The following is a 19,711-nucleotide window of genomic DNA, read 5'->3' as shown; positions in this document are numbered from 1 at the left end:
CTCTTGACGTTGCTGATACAATTTCGGCATGACCTATCAAGTTCTCGCACGCAAGTGGCGGCCCAAATCTTTCGCTTCGCTCGTTGGCCAGGAGCACGTGGTACGTGCGCTCACGCACGCGCTCGACGGCGGACGGCTGCACCATGCCTATCTGTTCACCGGCACGCGCGGTGTCGGCAAGACAACGCTGTCGCGAATCTTCGCCAAGGCGCTCAATTGCGAGACCGGCGTGACATCCACGCCGTGCGGCGTATGCCGGGCGTGCAAGGAGATCGATGAGGGACGGTTTGTCGATTATGTGGAGATGGACGCGGCCAGTAATCGCGGCGTGGACGAAATGGCCGCGCTGCTCGAGCGCGCGGTATACGCCCCGGTCGACGCGCGTTTCAAGGTCTACATGATCGACGAAGTGCACATGCTCACGAACCACGCGTTCAACGCCATGTTGAAGACGCTGGAAGAGCCGCCCGCACACGTCAAGTTCATCCTGGCCACCACCGATCCCCAGAAGATCCCGGTCACCGTGCTCTCGCGCTGCCTGCAATTCAATCTGAAGCAGATGCCGGCAGGGCAGATCGTTGGGCATCTGGAACATGTGCTCGGCGAAGAGCAGATCCCTTACGAGTCGCAAGCGTTGCGTCTTTTGTCGCGTGCCGCCGACGGCAGCATGCGCGACGCGCTTTCGCTCACTGACCAGGCCATCGCGTATTCGGCAAACCAGGTCACCGAGGAGGCCGTGCGCGGCATGCTCGGTGCGCTCGACCAGAGTTATCTGATCCGCTTGCTCGATACCCTCGCGGCCGGCGACGGGCAGGGCGTGCTTGGCATCGCGGACGAGATGGCTTTGCGCAGTTTGTCGTTTTCCACGGCGTTGCAGGACTTGGCCGGCTTGTTGCACCGGATCGCGTGGGCGCAGTACGCGCCGGCTTCGGTGCTGGACGAATGGCCGGAGGCAACCGATATCCGCCGGTTCGCGGACTTGCTCAGCGCCGAGCACGTGCAATTGTTCTATCAGATTGCGACGATCGGGCGCGGCGAGATGGGTCTGGCACCGGATGAATACGCCGGTTTCACCATGACCCTGTTGCGCATGCTTGCGTTCGAACCCGCGGGTGGTCCGGGCGGAGGCGGTGGGGGCGGCGCGCGGGTGAGGCCGGCAGTCGTGGGTTCGCCTAGTGCAGTGGCACGTGAAGCGGCGCCGAGTGGTGTTGTAGCCGGTGCAGCCGGTGGGGCGGGTTTGTTGGCTGCGGGTGCGGCGAAGTCGCTGGTGAATCGTGTAGCCGATATCGCTTCGACCAGAGCGGACACTACGGATTCGGATCGCGAAAAAGAGAAAGCGCCGCTGTCGCAGGATGCAGGTCAATCGGCGGTGACTGCCCACAATGCTGCCGCGGACGGGCGCGATTCGGCTCCCACGCCGGTGGCGGGTTCGGACGCGGTCTCGCGCGAAAATCCTGCTGCGACTAGTGACGAAGTCGTGCAAAGCCCGGCGGTTGAGCCGGTGCCGGCTGTGACGCCGCGGGTGACCGCGGAGCCTGATCGAACGCCTGAGGTTGCCAATATCCCCGCCGTTGCCCAGACTCGTGTCATCGATCCAGACAATGCTGCACAAGGGAAGGCTGAAGCGCTGACGGACAAGCCTGTCGAGGGGCATGGCGATGCGGTAGAGGTGGACGCAGTGGATGCGCAAAGCGCACCGGCAATCATTCCTGCTGGTTCGGCATCGCCTGAAGTACCGGCGCTATCTTCGGATCCGCAGCCCTCCGCCGATACGCCTTCATTATCTGCCAGTTCCGATGCCTCGCTGGATGACGTGTTGGCTGTGCCTGAGTCAGAACCCGATTCCAACTCCGCGATGCTTGCCGCAGCAGCCCAGGAACTCATCGATCGCGCCGCTGGCGAGCGGGTCGAGAACCGGGCCGAGAACCGGGCCGAGAACCGGGCCGAGAAGCCGGCCGAGAACCGGGCTGCGCCGCCAGCTGAAAAAATCGCGTCGCCGCGTGCGACGGGCGGTGCTAGCGCCGCGCTCGATGTGTTGCGCAGCGCGGGCATGCGGGTATCGTCGGATCGCGGGGCGCGTGCTCCCGAACCCGTGCGCAAGCCCGTAGCCCCCAAGGCGACGCCTGCCGTGCAGGTTCCTGTGCCACGTCGGCCTGCTGCTTCGGCCGATCGAGGCACAGCACCCGCAGCGGACGACTCCAGGTTTAATGGTGCTCAGTCCAACGCGAACGGCAATGACAAAAATGCCGGAGCTCCGAGCGGCGCTAACGGCACGGGTGCCATCGCCAGCAGGAACAGCGGCGGCGCAACCCCTCCGTGGGAAGAAATGCCGCTGGACGACTATCAACCGGTTTCGTCGGAAGACGGCTATTTCATGCCGCCCGATGACGGTTTCATGCCGGCGTTCGACAGCGGACCCGACGACCTGCGCTTTAACGATGCACCCGCCACCAAGCCTGCGCCCAGAGTTGATGCGCGTCCGCTGCCGCCCGCTGTCCCGCTCGATGCCATTGGCGTGAGCGGTGACTGGCCAACGCTTGCCGTGGACTTGCCGCTGAAGGGCATCGCTTACCAACTCGCCTTCAATAGCGAATTGACTGCGTGCGACGACACGTCCATCACGCTTGCCGTGCCTGTCCCGCAATACGCCGAAAGCGCACAGGTTGCGAAGCTGAAGGCGGCATTAACCGATAAGCTCGGCCGGCCGATCGACGTGAACGTGAGTGTCGGCCCCGCACGTCGCACGGCCGCCGCGCTCGACGCCGCCGTTCGCGCGCAGCGCCAGCAGGAGGCGGAGCAGGAGATTACGCAGAACCCGTTCGTGCAGTCGCTGATCCGCGATTTTGGCGCGAGTATTGTGCAAGGTTCGATCAAGCCGCTGGCATCGGGCAACGCGCAGGATGGCGGCCGGAACGCGGCATCGGCGAATTGACTTTTCCTGTGAGCGCAGAAAAAGGCTGGCAGCGGTAGGGCTGCAGGCAGGGGAACAGAGCAGGCGCCGCACAGCAAGCAAGCGCGCAGTGTTCAAGCGCCGAAAGCCGTTAAGCAACGCAGCCGTGAAAACGCTGGAAGGCGAAAACGCCAGAACCCGCGCGGAGCGAACGAGTCAGAGCGCCTAGGCGTCAGACCGAGAGATAAGCTTCAGACCGAGAGAGCCGGACAAGTACGAAGGTGAGGAACCCCCTTCATGCCGGACGGCTCGAATGAACAACGGAACACCCGCTGTAAAACACACAAAACACACAAAGCACGCAAGGCAACAACCATCACCCATTCACGGCCAGCGCGGACCCGAGCCGATCCCGAACCGCGCGGCATGCACTCATTATCTTTACCCCGTTTCCAGCAAGGAGTCCGACCATGATGAAGAACCAACTCGCCGGCTTGATGAAGCAAGCTCAGCAGATGCAGGACAACATGAAGAAGATGCAGGACGAACTCGCCCTCGTCGAAGTGGAAGGACAGTCTGGCGCCGGCCTCGTGAAGGTGACCATGACGTGCAAGAACGACGTCCGCCGTGTAGCGATCGACCCGAGCCTGCTCGCCGACGACAAGGACATGCTGGAAGACCTCGTTGCCGCGGCGTTCAACGACGCCGTGCGTAAAGCCGAAGCCACCACACAGGAAAAGATGAGCGGCATGACGGCCGGCATGCCAATGCCGCCGGGTTTCAAGCTGCCGTTCTAAATACCTCAACCCTCAGAGCATAGGGTCCCAAGCGCATGAAACAACCTTCCGCCTTGTCGGCGCTCGTCGAAGCGCTGCGCGCGCTGCCGGGCGTGGGTCCCAAGTCGGCGCAGCGCATGGCCTATCATCTGATGCAGCACGATCGGCCGGGCGCTGAAAAGCTCGGCCGCTCTTTGATGTTCGCCACCGAGCATCTGCAACACTGCGAAAAGTGCAATACGTTCACCGAAGCAGCGATTTGCGAGGTCTGCGACGACCCCGAACGCGATCCTGAACTGCTCTGCGTGGTCGAAACCCCTGCCGACCAGATCATGCTCGAACAGACACTGACGTATCGGGGACTGTATTTCGTGCTGATGGGACGGCTGAGTCCGCTCGACGGTATCGGGCCGAAAGAGATCCATTTCGACCGCCTGATCCAGCGCGCCACAGACGGCCTTGTGAAGGAAATCGTGCTCGCCACGAACTTCACGAACGAAGGCGAGGCGACTGCGCATTACCTCGCACAGACGCTCAAGTCGAAGGGCCTGAAGGTGACGCGCCTTGCGCGCGGGGTGCCGGTAGGCGGCGAACTCGAATACGTCGACGCAGGCACGATCGCGCGTGCAATGCTTGACCGGCGCTCAGTTTAGACAGCAGTTACACCGCAACAAGGCAACAAGGCAACGATATGACCGAAGCAGAAGCATTGGCGCTCGCCACCCACCGGCATTACAAGGGTGGTTTATATCGCGTGATCGGCGTGGCGCGGCATTCAGAGACGGAAGAGGCGATGATCGTCTATGAACATCTCTGGCCGCACGATCATGGCCTGTGGGTGCGTCCGGCGGAACTGTTCAACGGGACGCTTGCCGACGGTTCGCCGCGGTTCAAGGCGCTGGACATTCCGCTGTAAAGGTTGCCCGGCGCATCAAGCTCTCAAGCTATTTCAAGCTGCTGCGGAGCGCTGTGAAAACCCGCTGTGCAAACCATAACGAAGGAGGCACCATGAGCGTTTCTACGGGACCGCTCGCCGGCGTCAAGGTGCTCGAACTCGGTACGCTGATCGCCGGGCCGTTCGCCGCGCGCTTCATGGGCGAGTTCGGCGCCGACGTGATCAAGATCGAAGATCCGAACGGCGGCGATCCGCTGCGCAAATGGCGCAAGCTCTATCCGGAAGTAGGCGGGACGTCGCTATGGTGGGCGGTCCAGGCACGTAATAAAAAGTCGGTGACGGTCAATCTCAAGGCTCCCGAAGGCAAGGAAATCGTCCGGCGGCTCGCGAAGGAAGCCGATATCGTCGTCGAGAATTTCCGGCCGGGCCTGCTCGAGAAACTCGGGCTGGGCTATGAGGTGTTATCTGCCGAAAACCCGGGCCTTGTGATGGTGCGGCTGTCGGGCTACGGGCAGACCGGGCCGTATCGCGACCGGCCGGGCTTTGGCGCGATCGCCGAATCAATGGGCGGATTGCGCCACATCACCGGTTACCCGGACTTGCCGCCGCCGCGCATCGGCATTTCCATTGGTGACTCCATTGCCGCGCTGCATGGGGTGATCGGCGCGTTGATGGCGTTGCATCATCGGCAAGCGAATGGCGGCAAGGGACAAGTGGTCGATGTCGCGCTGTACGAAGCCGTCTTCAACATGATGGAAAGCGTTGTACCCGAATACGGCGTGTACGGCATGATCCGCGAGCGCACGGGCGCCTCGCTGCCGGGCATCGTGCCGTCGAACACTTATCCGTGCCGTGACGGCAGTATTGTGATTGGCGGCAACAGCGATCCAATCTTCAAGCGGTTGATGTTCGCGATCGGCCGCGAGGACCTGGGCAACGATCCCACGCTGGCATCGAATGACGGACGTGTGCCGCGCACACGCGAAATTGACGATGCTATCCGCGTATGGCTTTGTACCCGTTCCATCGATGAGGCACTTGCCGTGTTGAACGCCGCGGATGTTCCTGCGGGCCGAATCTACAGCGTGGCCGATATGTTCACCGATCCGCAATACATTGCGCGCCAGATGATCCAGCATTTTCCCTGGCAGGATGGCCGGGAGATCGCACTGCCGAACGTCACGCCGAAGTTGTCGGAGACGCCGGGCGAGACACGCTGGCTTGGCCCTCAACTCGGCGAACACACCGATGAAGTCCTGCGATCGCTTGGGTATGAGCCTCACGAGATTGCGCAACTACGGGCGAACAAGGCGATTTAAGCTTTTCCGCCTTAGCGATCCGCCTTAGCGATCCGCCTTAGGGACCGCCAGATATAGAACTCGGCGCGTGGGGTAGGCACTGATCCTGCAAGCTGAAGCTACCTTCGACCTCGCCGGCGTTCCTTCGACCTCGCCGGCGTTCTAGTGCTGACTGCATTGGCTCTGGTGCTTGACGGGATCGCACGACGCCGGTTGATCGCCACCAGATGAAATGGCAGCCGAGCGCCGGTGATATCGAAAAGATGTGAGACGCGGCGGCCAGATTGTCAGGCGTTGTTCGTGCGCGTCGCCGTCATCCGCTGCCCCACGATCCGTCAAGGTTCGATCACGATCTTCCCCAACACGCGCCGGCTGGCCATGTCGTTCAATGCCGTAGCGGTCTGTTCAAGGGCGTAGCGCTTTGTGACATGCGGCCGTACCCGGCCCTCCTTGATCCAGCCGAAAATCTGCTGCAACGCGGCACTCGCCAGTTCGGCCTCGCGCTGGATATGCTGACCCCAGAACACTCCAACAATACTCGCGCCCTTGAGCAGTGCTAGGTTGAGCGGCAGCTTCGGAATCTCGCCGTTCGCAAATCCGACCACGAGATACCGGCCGCGCCACCCGATGCTGCGAAAAGCCGGCTCCGCGTACTCGCCGCCGACCGGGTCGTAGATCACATCGGGCCCGTTCCCGTTTGTCAGCGCCTTGATCCGCTCGCGCAGGTTTTCACTCGTGTAGTCGATGGTGGCGTCCGCACCGTGCTCTACGCACAACGCGAGCTTATCCGGACTCGACGCCGCCGCAATCACGCGCGCGCCGAGCGCCTTGCCAATTTCCACCGCCGCCAGCCCGACGCCGCCCGCCGCGCCCAGCACGAGCATGGTTTCACCCGCCTTCAGCGCGCCCCGGTCGACCACGGCGTGGTGCGAGGTGCCGTACGCGAGGGTAATGGCCGCAGCGCTGGCGAAGTCGATGTCGTCGGGCAATGGAATGCAGGCCGCCTCGCTTGCCAGCGCCTGCTCAGCGAAAGCGCCTTGCGCGGTGTAGGCGACGACCCGCATGCCGGGCTTCAACCGATTGACGTCAGGGCCTGTGGCCCGCACCACCCCCGCGAACTCGGAGCCCGGCGTGAACGGCAATTCGGGCTTCATCTGGTACTTGTTCTGGATCACGAGGACGTCAGGGAAGTTCACGCTGGCGGCGCGTACGTCGATCACTACCTGGCCCGGCCCGGGCTGGAGATCCGGGAGTGTTTCCAGGACGAGGGACTCCGGTGGTCCGTACTGGTTGCATCGAATCGCGCGCATGCTGTCTCCGGGGGAAATGATCGTGATCTGGCAGTGTAGATCAGGGCTGCACGAGCGTGCTGCTGCACCTGTCTCGTTGGCCGAAAGGTCTATAAAACGCGTGCAACTTGCCCACTGTAAAGCGCTGTAGCAGACCGTTTGGCCGAGTGTCCCGCTGTCGATCCGCGGGCCTTCCTTCCTCGGTTACAATCGTCGGATGCGAATCCTACTCAGTAACGACGACGGTTATCTGGCCCGCGGCCTTAACGTGCTGCACGCGGCCATGCAGCCGCTTGGCGAAGTCACCGTGATGGCGCCCGAGCAAAACTGTAGCGGCGCTTCGAACTCACTGACGCTGTCGCGGCCGCTCACCATTCACACCGCAGCAAATGGTTTCAACTATGTGAACGGCACGCCAACGGATTCAGTGCACATCGCGCTCACGGGCATGCTGGCCGAGCAGCCTGATCTTGTTGTATCAGGCATAAACAACGGCCAGAACATGGGCGAGGACACGCTGTATTCGGGAACGGTTGCCGCGGCCACCGAAGGGTTCATGTTCGGCGTGCCGGCCATTGCGTTCTCTCTGGTCGGGCGAGATTGGCTGCATCTGGAGGACGCGGCGCGGGTGGCGGCGGATATCGTCGCGCACTATCTCGCGCATCCCATGCCCGGCCATCCGCTGCTCAATGTGAACATTCCGAGTCTGCCGTATGACGAGATGGGCGAGTGGCGTATTACGCGGCTGGGCAAGCGCCATCCGTCGCAGCCGGTCGTTCGGCAAATCGATCCGCGCGGTAATCCGATCTGGTGGATCGGGCCGTCCGGCGACGCGCTCGATGCAAGCGAAGGCACGGACTTCCACGCGGTGGCGAACGGTCATATCTCGATCACGCCGCTGCAACTCGATCTGACGCACACCAAGCTGCTGCCCGCTACGCGCCAGTGGGCCGAGGCACGGAGCCGCCGTTCATGACGGACGAACGCGCGAAACGCTTTCCGCTGGCGCTCGCCGATCTGGTGCGTGAGCCACGCAAGGCGACTGCGCGTCCTGATGCGCGCAGCAAGCCGGTATTGAAGGCGATTTCGGGCGGCAGCGGTGTTTTGAAATCCGCGGCGGCCACGCACAAGACCTCCGCAGCCGCCCCGAAACTGGCGGGTGGAAGGGCAGCAAAACCGTCGTCGGGCACGCACTCCGGCACGAAAGTGAGTGCGGTGGCGAAACCTGAATCGAAGGCGCTCCCGGGCAACACGGCGCGAGGTGTGGCGGGGAGTCCGGCTGCATCGACGGGAGAAGGGCATCGTTCGGCCGCAAGATTGCATGCTACGTCGAAACCATCCACGGTCGTCGCGCATCATCAGCCCGGCGCGCTGCGTTCGGGCGCGCGTCTGAACGAAACGCGCGATGCTCAGCCAAGGCCCAAGACACACTTAAAGCCGGATGCGAAATCGAATTTACAACCGGCGAATTTACAACCAGCGAAGTTAAAACCGGCACCGCAACCCGAGGTCAAATCAAACGCCGTCCGAAAGGCTACGTCCCAGGCCGGGCAGCAAAGCACTCACGCGCTGACATCGGAACGAGTGCGCGAGCGCATGGTCGAACGTCTGCGTGCCAACGGCATAACGGATGCACGCGTGCTCGCCGCCATGGCAGCAGTGCCGCGCCACATGTTCGTCGATCCCGGACTTGCCACGCAGGCGTATGAGGATGCTGCGCTGCCGATCGGTCATCATCAGACTATCTCCAAGCCGTCGGTGGTCGCACGGATGATCGAGCTGGTCGCGGCCGGACGAACGCTCAGGAATGTGCTGGAAATCGGCACGGGCTGCGGGTATCAGGCGGCTGTGTTGTCGCAGGTAGCAGCCGACGTGTATTCCATTGAACGGATCCGGCCGTTATCTGAGCGCGCGAAGCTGAATTTGCGGCCGTTGCGCGTGCCGAACATCCGCCTGCATTACGGCGATGGGCGCCTTGGATTGCCGGCGGTCGCGCCGTTCGACGCCATTGTGATTGCTTGTGCCGGCCTCGACGTTCCGCAGGCGTTGCTCGATCAACTCGCTGTAGGCGGCAGACTTGTTGCGCCCGTCGGATCCCAGACGGCGCAAGCGCAGATACTGACACTCGTCGAGCGCGTTTCGCCCACTCAATGGCGCGAGTCGCAGCTCGATCGGGTTTTCTTTGTACCCTTAAAATCCGGAGTGATTTAACACCGATGAGTATGTTGCGTGCTAAACGTGAAGTGAGCGCGAACCCCGGTCTGTGGGTGGTTCAGCGCTGTGTATGCGTCGTTGCGCTGTCCGCACTGGCCGCCTGCGCGACCCGGATGGATCAGGCGCCCGTCGTTGACCGGACTGGATCCGCAATCGGCACGCAGGCTGCCCAGGATGGAGCCGTGTTGCCGCCGGGTCCGCCGCCGCCGGGTTACTACCGGGTGAAGCCGGGTGACACCCTATACCGGATCGCACTGGAAAACGGCCAGAATTATCGGGATATCGCGTCGTGGAACAACATGACGAACCCGAACCAGATCGAAGTCGACCAGTTGCTGCGCGTGGCGCCTCCGGGCGCTAATCTCGCGGCGGCTACACCGGGCGTTTCTACCGCTCCCATTGTTGGCGGCGGAGTGCAGGCCCAGCCGCTGAACAGCACGTACAGTGCGAATCCTTCGACTGCTCCGGGCACGGAGGGCGGTTTGCCGCCTGCACCGAATTACGGCACTTCGTCCGGCATGGGAGCAATGCCGGGCACAGCGGCGCCAGGGCTGGCCATGACGCAGCCGCCGGGAACGGGTGTGGATAATGGCGCGGCCGCGGTTTCTGCTGGGCAGCCCGCGTTCATCTGGCCGGCGCGCGGGCCGATTCTCGGCACGTTCGACGACGCGAAGAACAAAGGGTTGAACATTGGCGGCGCAGCCGGAGATCCGGTCAACGCGGCGGCCGATGGACGGGTCGTCTACTCCGGCAACGGTCTGCGCGGATACGGCAATCTCATCATCATCAAGCACGACGCAACTTTTCTTACTGCGTACGCACATAACAGTGCTTTGATGGTAAAAGAGGGAGACGCGGTGACAAAAGGGCAGAAAATCGCCGAGATGGGCAACAGCGATTCGGACCGCGTGATGTTGCATTTCGAAGTCCGCCGGCAGGGCAAACCTGTCGACCCTCTGAAGTATTTGCCGCCGCAATAAGCGAAATCATCATGCCTAAATCGAAGCGCCGCCCGCCGCCAGCCGAGACTGAGACAATCAGCCGACCCACGCAGACAACGGTGGAAGACGGCGCTTCGAGCCACGCAGACGAGTCCGAAGGCGAAACGGCCGACGTCGAGCTTGATGCCGACGAAGACAGTGGCGTGAACGGCAAGGATGCCGTCGAGGGCGCGGCTGATTCCGTACCCGACGTCGACGACTTCAAGTCTATTTTGCAGGCCGAACTCACGGCCGACACAATCCAGCATTACCTGAACCGCATCAGTGTGAAGCCGCTGCTGACCGTTGAGGAAGAGCAGCGCTATTCGCGGCTGGCGAAAGCCGGCGAATTCGAAGCGCGCCAGGTCATGATCGAGCGCAATCTACGGCTGGTGGTCAGTATCGCGAAGGGTTATCTGAATCGTGGCGTGCCGCTGCTCGATCTGATCGAGGAGGGCAATCTCGGCTTGATGCACGCTATCGAAAAATTCGATCCCACGCGTGGTTTCCGGTTTTCGACGTATGCCACGTGGTGGATCCGGCAGAGCATCGAGCGCGCGATCATGAATCAGGCGCGCACGGTACGCTTGCCTGTCCACGTGATTCGCGAGCTCAACCAGGTACTGCGCGCGAAACGTCATCTCGAAAAAAGCTCGGCGAACTCGACGGCGGCCATTGCGCCGGACCGGCGCGACGCGAGTATTGATGACATCGCGCATCTCACCGGCAAAACGCCCGAGGAAGTCACGGACATCCTCGCGCTCAACGAACACACGGCGTCGCTCGATGCGCCGCTCGATCTCGATCCGGCGAGCAGCCTGCTCGATCTGCTGTCCGACGACGCAAGCCAGTCGCCCGATTCGGAAGTTCAGCATCGCGAACTGGAAACACTCACGAAGCTGTGGCTTTCCCGTCTCTCCGACAAACACCGGCACGTGATCGAGCGTCGTTTCGGCCTGAATCATATTGAGCCGGCCACGCTCGAAGAACTCGCCGACGAAATGGGCCTGACGCGTGAGCGCGTGCGCCAAATCCAGCAAGAAGCGCTGGTCCGGCTCAAGCGGTTCTTCGCATCGAACGGTGTGCGAAAGGACGCCGTGCTCTAGGCGCAGCGTCGTCCTTGCAATGCTGTCTTTAAAAAAGTAATGACTCCAATTCTCGTATTCGACATCGAGACGATTCCCGATGTCGACGGTATTCGCCGTCTCGACACTCTTCCCGCCACGCTGACCGATATCGAGGTAGCGGAGCATGCGTTCGCCGCTCGCCGCGAAAAGGTGGGCAACGACTTCCTGCCGCATCATCTGCAGCGCATTGCCGCCATTTCATGCGTGTTCCGCGATAACACGGGTTTTCGCGTGCGTTCGCTCGGCACTACGACCGATTCCGAGGCGTCGCTGATCCAGTCGTTTTTTCGCGTCATCGAAAAATATACGCCGCAACTCGTTTCATGGAATGGCGGCGGTTTCGATCTGCCCGTGCTGCACTACCGCGCGCTGGTGCATGGCGTGGCGGCGTCCCGCTACTGGGACCAGGGCAACGACGATCGCGAGTTCCGCTACAACAACTACATCAGCCGTTACCACGCGCGTCACACCGACCTGATGGACGTGCTTGCGATGTACCAGGCGCGCGCGAATGCGCCGCTGGATGCGCTCGCCAAGCTGTGCGGTTTCCCGGGCAAGCTGGGCATGGACGGCGGCATGGTCTGGCAGGCGTACTCGGAAGGGCGCATAGAAGAAATCCGCAATTATTGCGAGACGGACGTGGTAAACACCTACCTGATGTACTGCCGTTTTCAACTAATGCGCGGAGGGTTTTCCGCTGAAGAGTATGCCGACGAGATCAGCTTCGTAAAGAATGCCCTCGCGCTTGAGCCGGCGTCCCATTGGGCTGAATATCTGGCGGCGTTCGACAACTAAGCACCGCGCCGGGGCGTTTCCGGCATCGTCTACAATCTCGCCTTTGCTGCTCTTTTCGGGGTATTCACCCCGCTTTTCGTTTGGTTTTCCACTTCCCGATTGTTCACTTTTTTTACATTAGCCAGGATGTCCGCAGGTGTCTCACGCTCGAAAAAAATCTCGTAGTCGCTGGAATGCGCCGGTTCGAATCGTTCCTCTGGATCCTTCGGCCGCGCCGCTCGAGATCGAAATCAAATCGCTCGATATGGATGCTCAAGGTGTCGGCCGCGCGACGACCGAGGACGGCTCGGAAGGCAAGGTTATTTTTGTGGAAGGCGCGCTGCCGGGTGAACGCGTGTTGTATGCGAGCTTTCGCAAGAAGGCCGCTTTCGAGCAGGCGCTGCTCATAAAAATCCTTCGTGAAAGCGTCATGCGGACGCAGCCGAAATGCCCCTATTTCAGTAAATGCGGCGGCTGCTCCATGCAGCACCTCGACGTGCGCGCGCAGATCGCCGTGAAGCAACGCGTCCTCGAGGACAACCTGCAGCACATCGGCAAGCTCCATGCGGAAACGATCTATCGGCCTATTCACGGGCCGTCGTGGGGATACCGGTATCGGGCGCGGTTGGCTGTGCGGCTGATCGCGGGAAAGGGCGGCGCGCTGGTGGGATTCCACGAGAAAAAGAGCAGTTTTGTCGCCGATATGGAAACTTGCGACGTCCTGCACCCGAATGTGTCTGCACTGCTTATGCCGCTGCGCCTGCTCGTCCGCGATTTGTCCATTCGCGACCGCCTGCCGCAGATCGAAGTGGCCGTTGGAGCCGAGGTAACCGCGCTGGTGCTGCGGATTCTCGAACCGCTGACGCAGGAGGATGAAGCGCTGCTGCGTACTTTCGCCGATGCCCATGGCGTCCAGTTTTGGCTGCAACCGAAAGGGCCGGAGACGGCTTATCCCTTTTATCCGGTCGACCGGGAACTGGCTTACACGCTGCCGGAATTCGGCATCCGCATGCCGTTCAAACCAACCGATTTCACCCAGGTCAATCATCAGATCAACCGCGTGCTCGTCAGCCGCGCGTTGCGGCTGCTGGCCGCGCAGCGCACGGATCGGGTGCTGGACCTGTTTTGCGGTATCGGTAATTTCACGCTGCCGCTCGCTCGCGTAGCGCGCGAAGTGGTGGGAATTGAGGGAAGTGCGGGCCTGACCGAACGTGCGCTGGAAAATGCGAGGTCGAATGGCGTCCATGAGCATACGTCGTTCGCATGCCGAAACCTCTTCGAGATCACAGCAGACGATTTTCGTGCGCTCGGTCCCTTCGACAAGATTCTCATTGATCCGCCGCGTGAAGGTGCGCTGGCGGTATCGAAGGCGCTGGGAGAAATTGCGCAGAGCGGCGAGGGCGAGTTGCCCAAGCGAATTGTCTACGTCTCCTGCAATCCGGCAACACTCGCCCGAGACGCGGGCGTGCTCGTGCGCGATGCCGGTTACCGCATGAAGGGCGCGGGTGTGGTGAACATGTTTCCGCATACATCGCACGTCGAATCGATTGCGCTGTTCGAGCGCGATTGAATCCCCAAGCTTCGAATCGCCAAGCTTTGCGAGCATAAAAAAACCGGCCTTCGAAAAGGCCGGTTTTTACGAGTGAAGCAACACGAGCGAACCAAGACTAACGCGCAATCAGTTCCGGTTGCCACCGAAGATGCCAAGCAGCATCAACAGGTTCGTGAACACGTTGTACAAGTCCAGATAGATCGCGAGCGCGGCGCTGATGTAATTCGTTTCACCGCCATTCACCACGCGCTGGACGTCGAACAGCATGTACGCCGAGAAGATCACGATAGCGAGCACCGATACCGTCAGCATCAAGGCCGGCAGGTGCAGGAACACGTTCGCGAACGCGGCCAGCAGCAATACCAGTACGCCCATGAAGAGCCACTTGCCGAGGCCGGAAAAGTCGCGCTTGCTGACTGTTGCGATAGTCGCCATGGCGGCGAAGATCACACCAGTGCCACCAAACGCCATCATGATGAGCTGCGGCCCGTTCGTGTAGCCGAGAATGAAGCTCAGCAGACGCGACAGCATCAGGCCCATGAAGAACGTGAAGCCGAGCAACACGAATACGCCGATGCTGCTGTTCTTGGTGCGCTCAATGGCGAACATGAAGCCGAACGCGATTGCCATGAAGGCGATGAAGCTCATGGCGGGGCTGGTAGCCGCAAACAGGGAAAAGCCCGTTGCTACGCCGACCCACGCGCCCATTACGGTTGGGACCATGGACAGCGCAAGCAGCCAGTAGGTGTTCCGTAGTACGCGGTTGCGGGTTTCGGACGACGTGACGCTACCGCTGCGGCCAAAACTGTAAGGGGATTCGTTCATGGTTTCTCCTTGCCTAAACTTGTGTAAAGCCATCTGGTTCAAAAACACCGGCTTGATTTGCCGTAAGCGCCAACGTGCCGTGCGAAAGCTACCGTGCGAAAACACGGCTTTTATCGGTCAGGCGGCTTCGTTGAACGCTTCGTTGGACGATTTGCCGCGAAAACCTTCAGTTGCATTGTACGCTGCGGGCCCAACGACCTTCCGACACGAAATATGGGACTATCTTGCACCGAAATCAACGATGCTGCCGTGCAGTACTAGGACCGCTAAAATTACCGCGCGTTTCATACCCACGCTGCGATCCGCACTGCAATTCATTCCCTGGCTTTATGCTTACGGAGTCGTAAGGTTTCCATCGCAATCATACAACGCTTCGTGCTATAATTGTCGATTCATTTATATTCGTAACCCGTTCATTTTTTGGAGTTTTTCATGGCGATCGAGCGCACCCTGTCGATTATTAAACCGGATGCAGTGGCAAAGAATGTGATCGGCCAGATCTACAGCCGTTTTGAGCAAGCTGGTCTCAAGGTCATCGCGGCTCGTATGGTCCACCTGTCGCGCGCTGACGCGGAAAAGTTCTACGCTGTTCACGCTGCTCGCCCGTTTTTCAAGGACCTGGTCGAATTCATGATCTCGGGTCCCGTGATGATCCAGGCGCTGGAAGGCGAGAACGCCATCCTGACGAATCGTGACCTGATGGGCGCAACCGACCCGAAGAAGGCCGACAAGGGCACGATCCGCGCGGATTTTGCTGACAGCATCGACGCTAACGCGGTGCACGGTTCGGACGCTGCGGAAACCGCACGTCAGGAAATCGCTTTCTTCTTCCCCGAAGTGAACGTCTATTCGCGTTGATTCGGGAGTAGATTTATCGCAGGAATTGGCGCGAAATAGCTGGAGCGCGGCTCAGAACGCGTTCCGTTTTTCGCTCAGCAAGGAAATGGCAGAATCGAAATGACAGCTGCAACAGTCAACCTTCTCGACCTCGATGCCGCCGGGCTCGTCGCTTATTGCGACAGCCTGGGCGAGAAGCCGTTTCGCGCCAAGCAATTGCAACGCTGGATTCACCAGTTCGGTGTCGACGACTTCGACGGCATGACGGACCTGGCTAAATCGCTGCGTGAAAAATTGAAAGGGCGGGCAAGCCTGGATATGCCCGCTATCGTCCGCGATCACGTGTCCACCGACGGCACACGCAAGTGGCTGATCGACGTGGGCAACAGCAACGCGGTCGAAACTGTCTACATTCCGGAAGAAAATCGCGGCACGCTCTGCGTTTCGTCGCAAGCGGGCTGCGCTGTGAATTGCCGGTTTTGCTCCACCGGCAAGCAGGGATTTTCGCGCAATCTGAGCACGGGCGAGATCATCGGCCAGTTGCGCATGGCAGAGTTTGCATTGCGGGCTTCCAAAAGCGGCACTTTCGGCGCGCCGAATAGCGGCAAGGCTGACCGCGTGGTGACCAACGTCGTGATGATGGGCATGGGCGAGCCCCTGCTCAATTACGACGCTGTTGTGCCGGCCATGCGGCTGATGCTCGACGACAACGCTTACGGGCTGTCGCGTCGCCGCGTGACGTTGTCCACCTCGGGCGTCGTGCCCATGATGGACCGCCTCGGCGCGGATTTGCCCGTCGCGCTGGCCGTGTCGCTGCATGCGCCAATTGATTCGCTTCGCGACATGCTGGTGCCGTTGAACAAGAAATATCCGCTGCGTGAATTGATGGCCGCGTGCCAGCGCTATCTAAAGGTTGCGCCGCGCGATTTCGTCACATTCGAATATTGCATGCTCGACGGTGTGAACGACAGCGAAGCGCACGCGCGGGAGCTGGTTGCGCTTACGCGTGATGTGCCGTGCAAATTCAACCTGATTCCGTTCAATCCGTTCCCCGAGTCCGGTTTGACGCGCTCGAGCAATGAACAGATCAAGCGGTTCGCGCAGGTGCTGATGGACGCGGGCGTCGTGACAACGGTGCGCAAGACGCGCGGCGACGACATCGACGCGGCATGCGGTCAGCTGGCCGGCGCGGTTCAGGATCGCACCCGGCTGGCTCAGCGCATGGGGAAGCCGGCGAAGGTCATCGAGGTTCGCGCTGTCTGAGCTTCAGGCCGAATGGTCGCGCTGCCAACCTGCGGTGCCTCATTCGACGGACAAACCGGAAAATCCGGCAATAAATGATCAAACGCGGCACATAACGGCGTGCATTTTGTTATAAAGCGGTCTGCAACGCCGACTCGGCAATATTGTGCGGTGACGCTAAGGTCAGCAACGAAGCTGAATAGCGACAAAAAAGAATCGATGCGAGGAATTTGGGATGAGTGAGCCGCAGCACCCGACGCCTTTCGGCGCTCATAAAGGTGGCCAATCGGGCAGTCAGGCCGGGGCTTTGCCCGGAAGTCAGCCGGAGAACGCCGCGAGCGCTGCCAACACCGCGCCGGGCGGCATTCAGCAGGCAGCGAGTCTCGATTCGGTCGCCGCGGTCGGCGCGCGTCTTACGCAGCTCCGCGAAGCGAAGAACTGGTCACTGGATGACGTATCCGCGCGGCTGAAGGTATCTCCGCAGAAACTACGTGCGCTCGAGAGCGGCGATCTCAGCCTTTTCCCAGACCGAAATTTCGCGGCGGGCATTGTGCGCAGCTACGCGAAAATCATGGGTGCCGACCCAACGCCCTTCACGGCCGCGCTGCGCCACGTGAACGGTCCGGTCGAGCAGAATCTATCGTTGCCGGCATCGTCGGGTGCGGGTTTGCCGCGCGGCCGCGTGTCGGTCCCGCTGGGCGGTTCCCCGCGACGCCGGTCGTGGTTGTGGGGCGTTGCTGCTGTAATCGTTGCCGTGATTGCGCTCGCAATGTGGCATACGGGTGGGGATTCCGCCGCTTGGTTTGCGCGGCTGAAGGCCAGCGCTAACGGCGCAACCCAGGCAACGAACAGCGAAACCAGTGCGAGTTCGTCGGTGGCGGCGACCGACGAAGCAACGGCCAACACGGGTTCGGTAGCGTCGGGTGACGCCGCTACTGAAACGCCGGCTCAGGCCGGAACCCAGGCTGGTGGCCAGCCCATGCCAAGTCCGCTAGGTACGAATGCGCTTCCCGCGTCTTCATCCACTATTACGGCTGTCCAGGGCGCCGCCGCGCATGCACAAAGCGCGAGCGCGCCGGTTACGGCGCCGTTGGCGAATGCAGTGAAACCTACGCCATCGGCGCAAGCGGCTGCTACGGCGTCAGCGACTGCTTCAGTCGGCGCCGGCGCCAACGAACTTGAATTGAAGGTGGCAAGCGATAGCTGGTTCAGCGTGCGCCAGAAGGACGGCAAGGAAGTGTTTTCAGGCCTGGTCAAGGCCGGGAGCGTGCAGCGAGTGGCAGGCGACGCGCCGTTCAAGATCACGGTTGGAAATCGGGCGGGCCTCGATTCGCTGATGTTCGACGGACAACCTGTCGATCCAGCCAAGTTTGGCCCTGCGAAGGGCAACGTCGCCCGCTTTTCGCTGCCCTGATTGCGCTGCCCGAGTCGCGCGAGCGTGCACTCGCGTGCACTCTCTTGTGAGCTTCAGCCGCGCCGTTAGCGGATGCGGGCTTGAAAGAATTACGCCACACGGCGTGAGGGGCTTTGAGGTCGCTTTGAGGTCGATTCTCAGCCTTGACACGGAGTTGTGCGAAGATTTCATCAAGGCGTCGCAAAGGTGGTGGCGCCGTTTTATGTCCTCGAGTCTCATTCATGTCCAGATACGCGTCACCGTGTGATAGCCGGCGGCGCAAAGGGTCTTTCGATGCAATCCGAAGCTCAACACCCCCTTATTGAAAGCAAGATTTGTTCGTCGGAGCCAGTCTTCGGCGGATCGTGGAAACGGCGCGCATCGCACGCCGTCGATGTCCGCTGGGCCGGCCAGCTTGTGACAATCGGTGGCGATGCCCCCGTGCGCATCCAGTCGATGACGAATACCGATACGGCCGACGCCATCGGCACGGCGATCCAGGTCAAGGAACTGGCGCAAGCGGGATCGGAACTGGTGCGGATCACCGTGAATACACCCGAGGCCGCAGCAGCCGTTCCAGCGGTACGCGAGCAGCTTGACCGGATGGGCGTGACCGTGCCGCTCGTTGGCGACTTTCATTACAACGGTCATACGCTGTTGCGCGACTATCCGGCGTGCGCCGAAGCGCTGTCGAAATACCGGATCAATCCGGGCAACGTGGGCGCAGGAGCCAAACGTGACACGCAGTTCGCCCAGATGATCGAAGCGGCTGCGCGCTACGACAAGCCGGTTCGGATCGGCGTGAACTGGGGCAGCCTCGACCAGGATCTGCTCGCGCGGATGATGGACGAGAACGCGGCCCGTCCCACCCCGTGGGAAGCGCAAAGCGTGATGTATGAAGCGCTGATTCAATCGGCGATCGGGTCAGCGGAACGCGCGGTCGAACTCGGCCTTGGGCGCGACAAGATCATCCTGTCGTGCAAGGTAAGCGGCGTGCAGGACCTGATCGCGGTGTATCGTGAACTGGCCAAGCGTTGCAGCTTCGCGCTGCATCTCGGGCTGACCGAAGCAGGTATGGGATCGAAGGGCATCGTGGCGTCCACGGCGGCGTTGTCGGTGCTGTTGCAGGAGGGAATCGGCGACACGATCCGCATCTCGCTCACGCCGGAACCCGGCGGCGCGCGGACCGGCGAAGTGATCGTCGGCCAGGAAATCCTGCAGACCATGGGCCTGCGCTCGTTCACGCCAATGGTGATTGCGTGCCCCGGCTGCGGACGCACCACCAGCACGTTGTTCCAGGAACTGGCGTCGCAGATCCAGACGTATCTGCGCAATGCAATGCCGGTGTGGCGCGATCAATTCCCTGGCGTGGAGAAAATGCACGTCGCAGTGATGGGTTGCATTGTGAATGGACCGGGTGAGTCGAAGCAGGCGAATATCGGCATCAGCTTGCCGGGGTCGGGCGAGAATCCGGCTGCACCGGTGTTTATCGATGGCGTGAAGGTCAAGACGCTGCGCGGCGAGCATATCGCCCAGGATTTCCAGCAAATCGTCAGCGAATATGTGACGCGGACCTACGGCAAGCGCGAAACCGCGCAGGCAGAAACACTTTAAAGACA

The 19,711-nt window shown here is 61.2% G+C and carries 16 protein-coding genes and 1 pseudogene; 15 read left to right on the top strand and 2 right to left on the bottom strand.

Translation table 11 applies throughout. From position 1 onward, the window contains the following. The first annotated feature begins 28 nt into the window (after positions 1-28). The 5 genes from dnaX (at position 29) to SBC1_RS09650 (ending at position 5,880) form a co-directional block, all read left to right on the top strand. A complete protein-coding gene (gene dnaX / locus SBC1_RS09670) occupies positions 29-2,932 on the top strand; it encodes a DNA polymerase III subunit gamma/tau (RefSeq protein WP_165091513.1) in 2,904 nt (967 codons plus the stop codon). A 428-nt stretch (positions 2,933-3,360) separates the two neighbouring features. After that, positions 3,361-3,687, top strand: coding sequence for a YbaB/EbfC family nucleoid-associated protein (locus SBC1_RS09665; protein ID WP_165091510.1), 327 nt, complete (start codon positions 3,361-3,363; stop codon positions 3,685-3,687). Positions 3,688-3,722: 35 nt separating this feature from the next. Further along, a complete protein-coding gene (gene recR / locus SBC1_RS09660) occupies positions 3,723-4,319 on the top strand; it encodes a recombination mediator RecR (protein WP_165091507.1) in 597 nt (198 codons plus the stop codon). 38 nt (positions 4,320-4,357) lie between these two features. Next, positions 4,358-4,582, top strand: a complete 225-nt coding sequence (locus SBC1_RS09655) for a DUF1653 domain-containing protein (RefSeq protein ID WP_165091505.1) — start codon at positions 4,358-4,360, stop codon at positions 4,580-4,582. Between the two features lie 92 nt (positions 4,583-4,674). Continuing rightward, the gene (locus SBC1_RS09650) at positions 4,675-5,880 is read left to right on the top strand and encodes a CaiB/BaiF CoA-transferase family protein (RefSeq protein ID WP_165091502.1); all 1,206 of its coding nucleotides are present in this window, start codon (positions 4,675-4,677) and stop codon (positions 5,878-5,880) included. Between the two features lie 314 nt (positions 5,881-6,194). Here SBC1_RS09650 and SBC1_RS09645 read toward each other — a convergent pair whose 3' ends face one another. After that, complete coding sequence (locus tag SBC1_RS09645) at positions 6,195-7,169, bottom strand: NADPH:quinone oxidoreductase family protein (protein WP_165091500.1); 975 nt, start codon at positions 7,167-7,169, stop codon at positions 6,195-6,197. Between the two features lie 196 nt (positions 7,170-7,365). Here SBC1_RS09645 and surE point away from each other — a divergent pair, with 196 nt between their 5' ends. The 6 genes and pseudogenes from surE to rlmD all read left to right on the top strand — a co-directional run bounded on the left by surE (position 7,366) and on the right by rlmD (position 13,813). Beyond that, a complete protein-coding gene (gene surE / locus SBC1_RS09640) occupies positions 7,366-8,124 on the top strand; it encodes a 5'/3'-nucleotidase SurE (RefSeq protein ID WP_165091498.1) in 759 nt (252 codons plus the stop codon). Continuing rightward, positions 8,121-9,359 carry a protein-L-isoaspartate(D-aspartate) O-methyltransferase gene (locus SBC1_RS09635; protein ID WP_165091495.1) on the top strand — a complete coding sequence of 413 codons (1,239 nt, stop codon included), beginning with the start codon at positions 8,121-8,123 and terminating at the stop codon, positions 9,357-9,359. The genes surE and SBC1_RS09635 overlap by 4 nt, the downstream gene beginning before the upstream one ends. A 5-nt stretch (positions 9,360-9,364) precedes the next feature. Next, on the top strand, positions 9,365-10,342 hold the full coding sequence (locus SBC1_RS09630; RefSeq protein ID WP_165091493.1) for a peptidoglycan DD-metalloendopeptidase family protein: 978 nt from the start codon (positions 9,365-9,367) through the stop codon (positions 10,340-10,342). A 179-nt stretch (positions 10,343-10,521) separates the two neighbouring features. After that, positions 10,522-11,448 (top strand): annotated as a pseudogene (gene rpoS / locus SBC1_RS09625) (RNA polymerase sigma factor RpoS); the annotation flags it as partial. Between the two features lie 39 nt (positions 11,449-11,487). Beyond that, positions 11,488-12,264, top strand: a complete 777-nt coding sequence (locus tag SBC1_RS09620; protein WP_165091487.1) for a 3'-5' exonuclease — start codon at positions 11,488-11,490, stop codon at positions 12,262-12,264. A 244-nt stretch (positions 12,265-12,508) separates the two neighbouring features. Next, entirely contained in the window at positions 12,509-13,813 is a 1,305-nt protein-coding gene (rlmD, locus tag SBC1_RS09615; RefSeq protein ID WP_371826751.1) for a 23S rRNA (uracil(1939)-C(5))-methyltransferase RlmD, read from the top strand. Between the two features lie 108 nt (positions 13,814-13,921). Here the strand turns inward: rlmD and SBC1_RS09610 are convergent, their stop codons facing one another. Beyond that, a complete protein-coding gene (locus tag SBC1_RS09610; RefSeq protein WP_165091471.1) occupies positions 13,922-14,620 on the bottom strand; it encodes a Bax inhibitor-1/YccA family protein in 699 nt (232 codons plus the stop codon). A 432-nt stretch (positions 14,621-15,052) separates the two neighbouring features. Between SBC1_RS09610 and ndk the strand changes: the two genes are divergently transcribed. The 4 genes from ndk (at position 15,053) to ispG (ending at position 19,706) form a co-directional block, all read left to right on the top strand. After that, a complete protein-coding gene (gene ndk, locus SBC1_RS09605) occupies positions 15,053-15,478 on the top strand; it encodes a nucleoside-diphosphate kinase (protein ID WP_031356429.1) in 426 nt (141 codons plus the stop codon). Positions 15,479-15,577: 99 nt separating this feature from the next. Beyond that, entirely contained in the window at positions 15,578-16,720 is a 1,143-nt protein-coding gene (rlmN, locus tag SBC1_RS09600; RefSeq protein ID WP_165091467.1) for a 23S rRNA (adenine(2503)-C(2))-methyltransferase RlmN, read from the top strand. Between the two features lie 214 nt (positions 16,721-16,934). Further along, complete coding sequence (locus SBC1_RS09595; RefSeq protein ID WP_165091465.1) at positions 16,935-18,113, top strand: RodZ domain-containing protein; 1,179 nt, start codon at positions 16,935-16,937, stop codon at positions 18,111-18,113. A 273-nt stretch (positions 18,114-18,386) separates the two neighbouring features. After that, on the top strand, positions 18,387-19,706 hold the full coding sequence (gene ispG / locus SBC1_RS09590) for a flavodoxin-dependent (E)-4-hydroxy-3-methylbut-2-enyl-diphosphate synthase (RefSeq protein ID WP_165091463.1): 1,320 nt from the start codon (positions 18,387-18,389) through the stop codon (positions 19,704-19,706). Positions 19,707-19,711: the final 5 nt, after the last annotated feature.

This window comes from Caballeronia sp. SBC1 (genome assembly GCF_011493005.1).
Lineage (GTDB): Bacteria > Pseudomonadota > Gammaproteobacteria > Burkholderiales > Burkholderiaceae > Caballeronia.
This window is presented reverse-complemented; position numbering and strand designations above follow the sequence as displayed.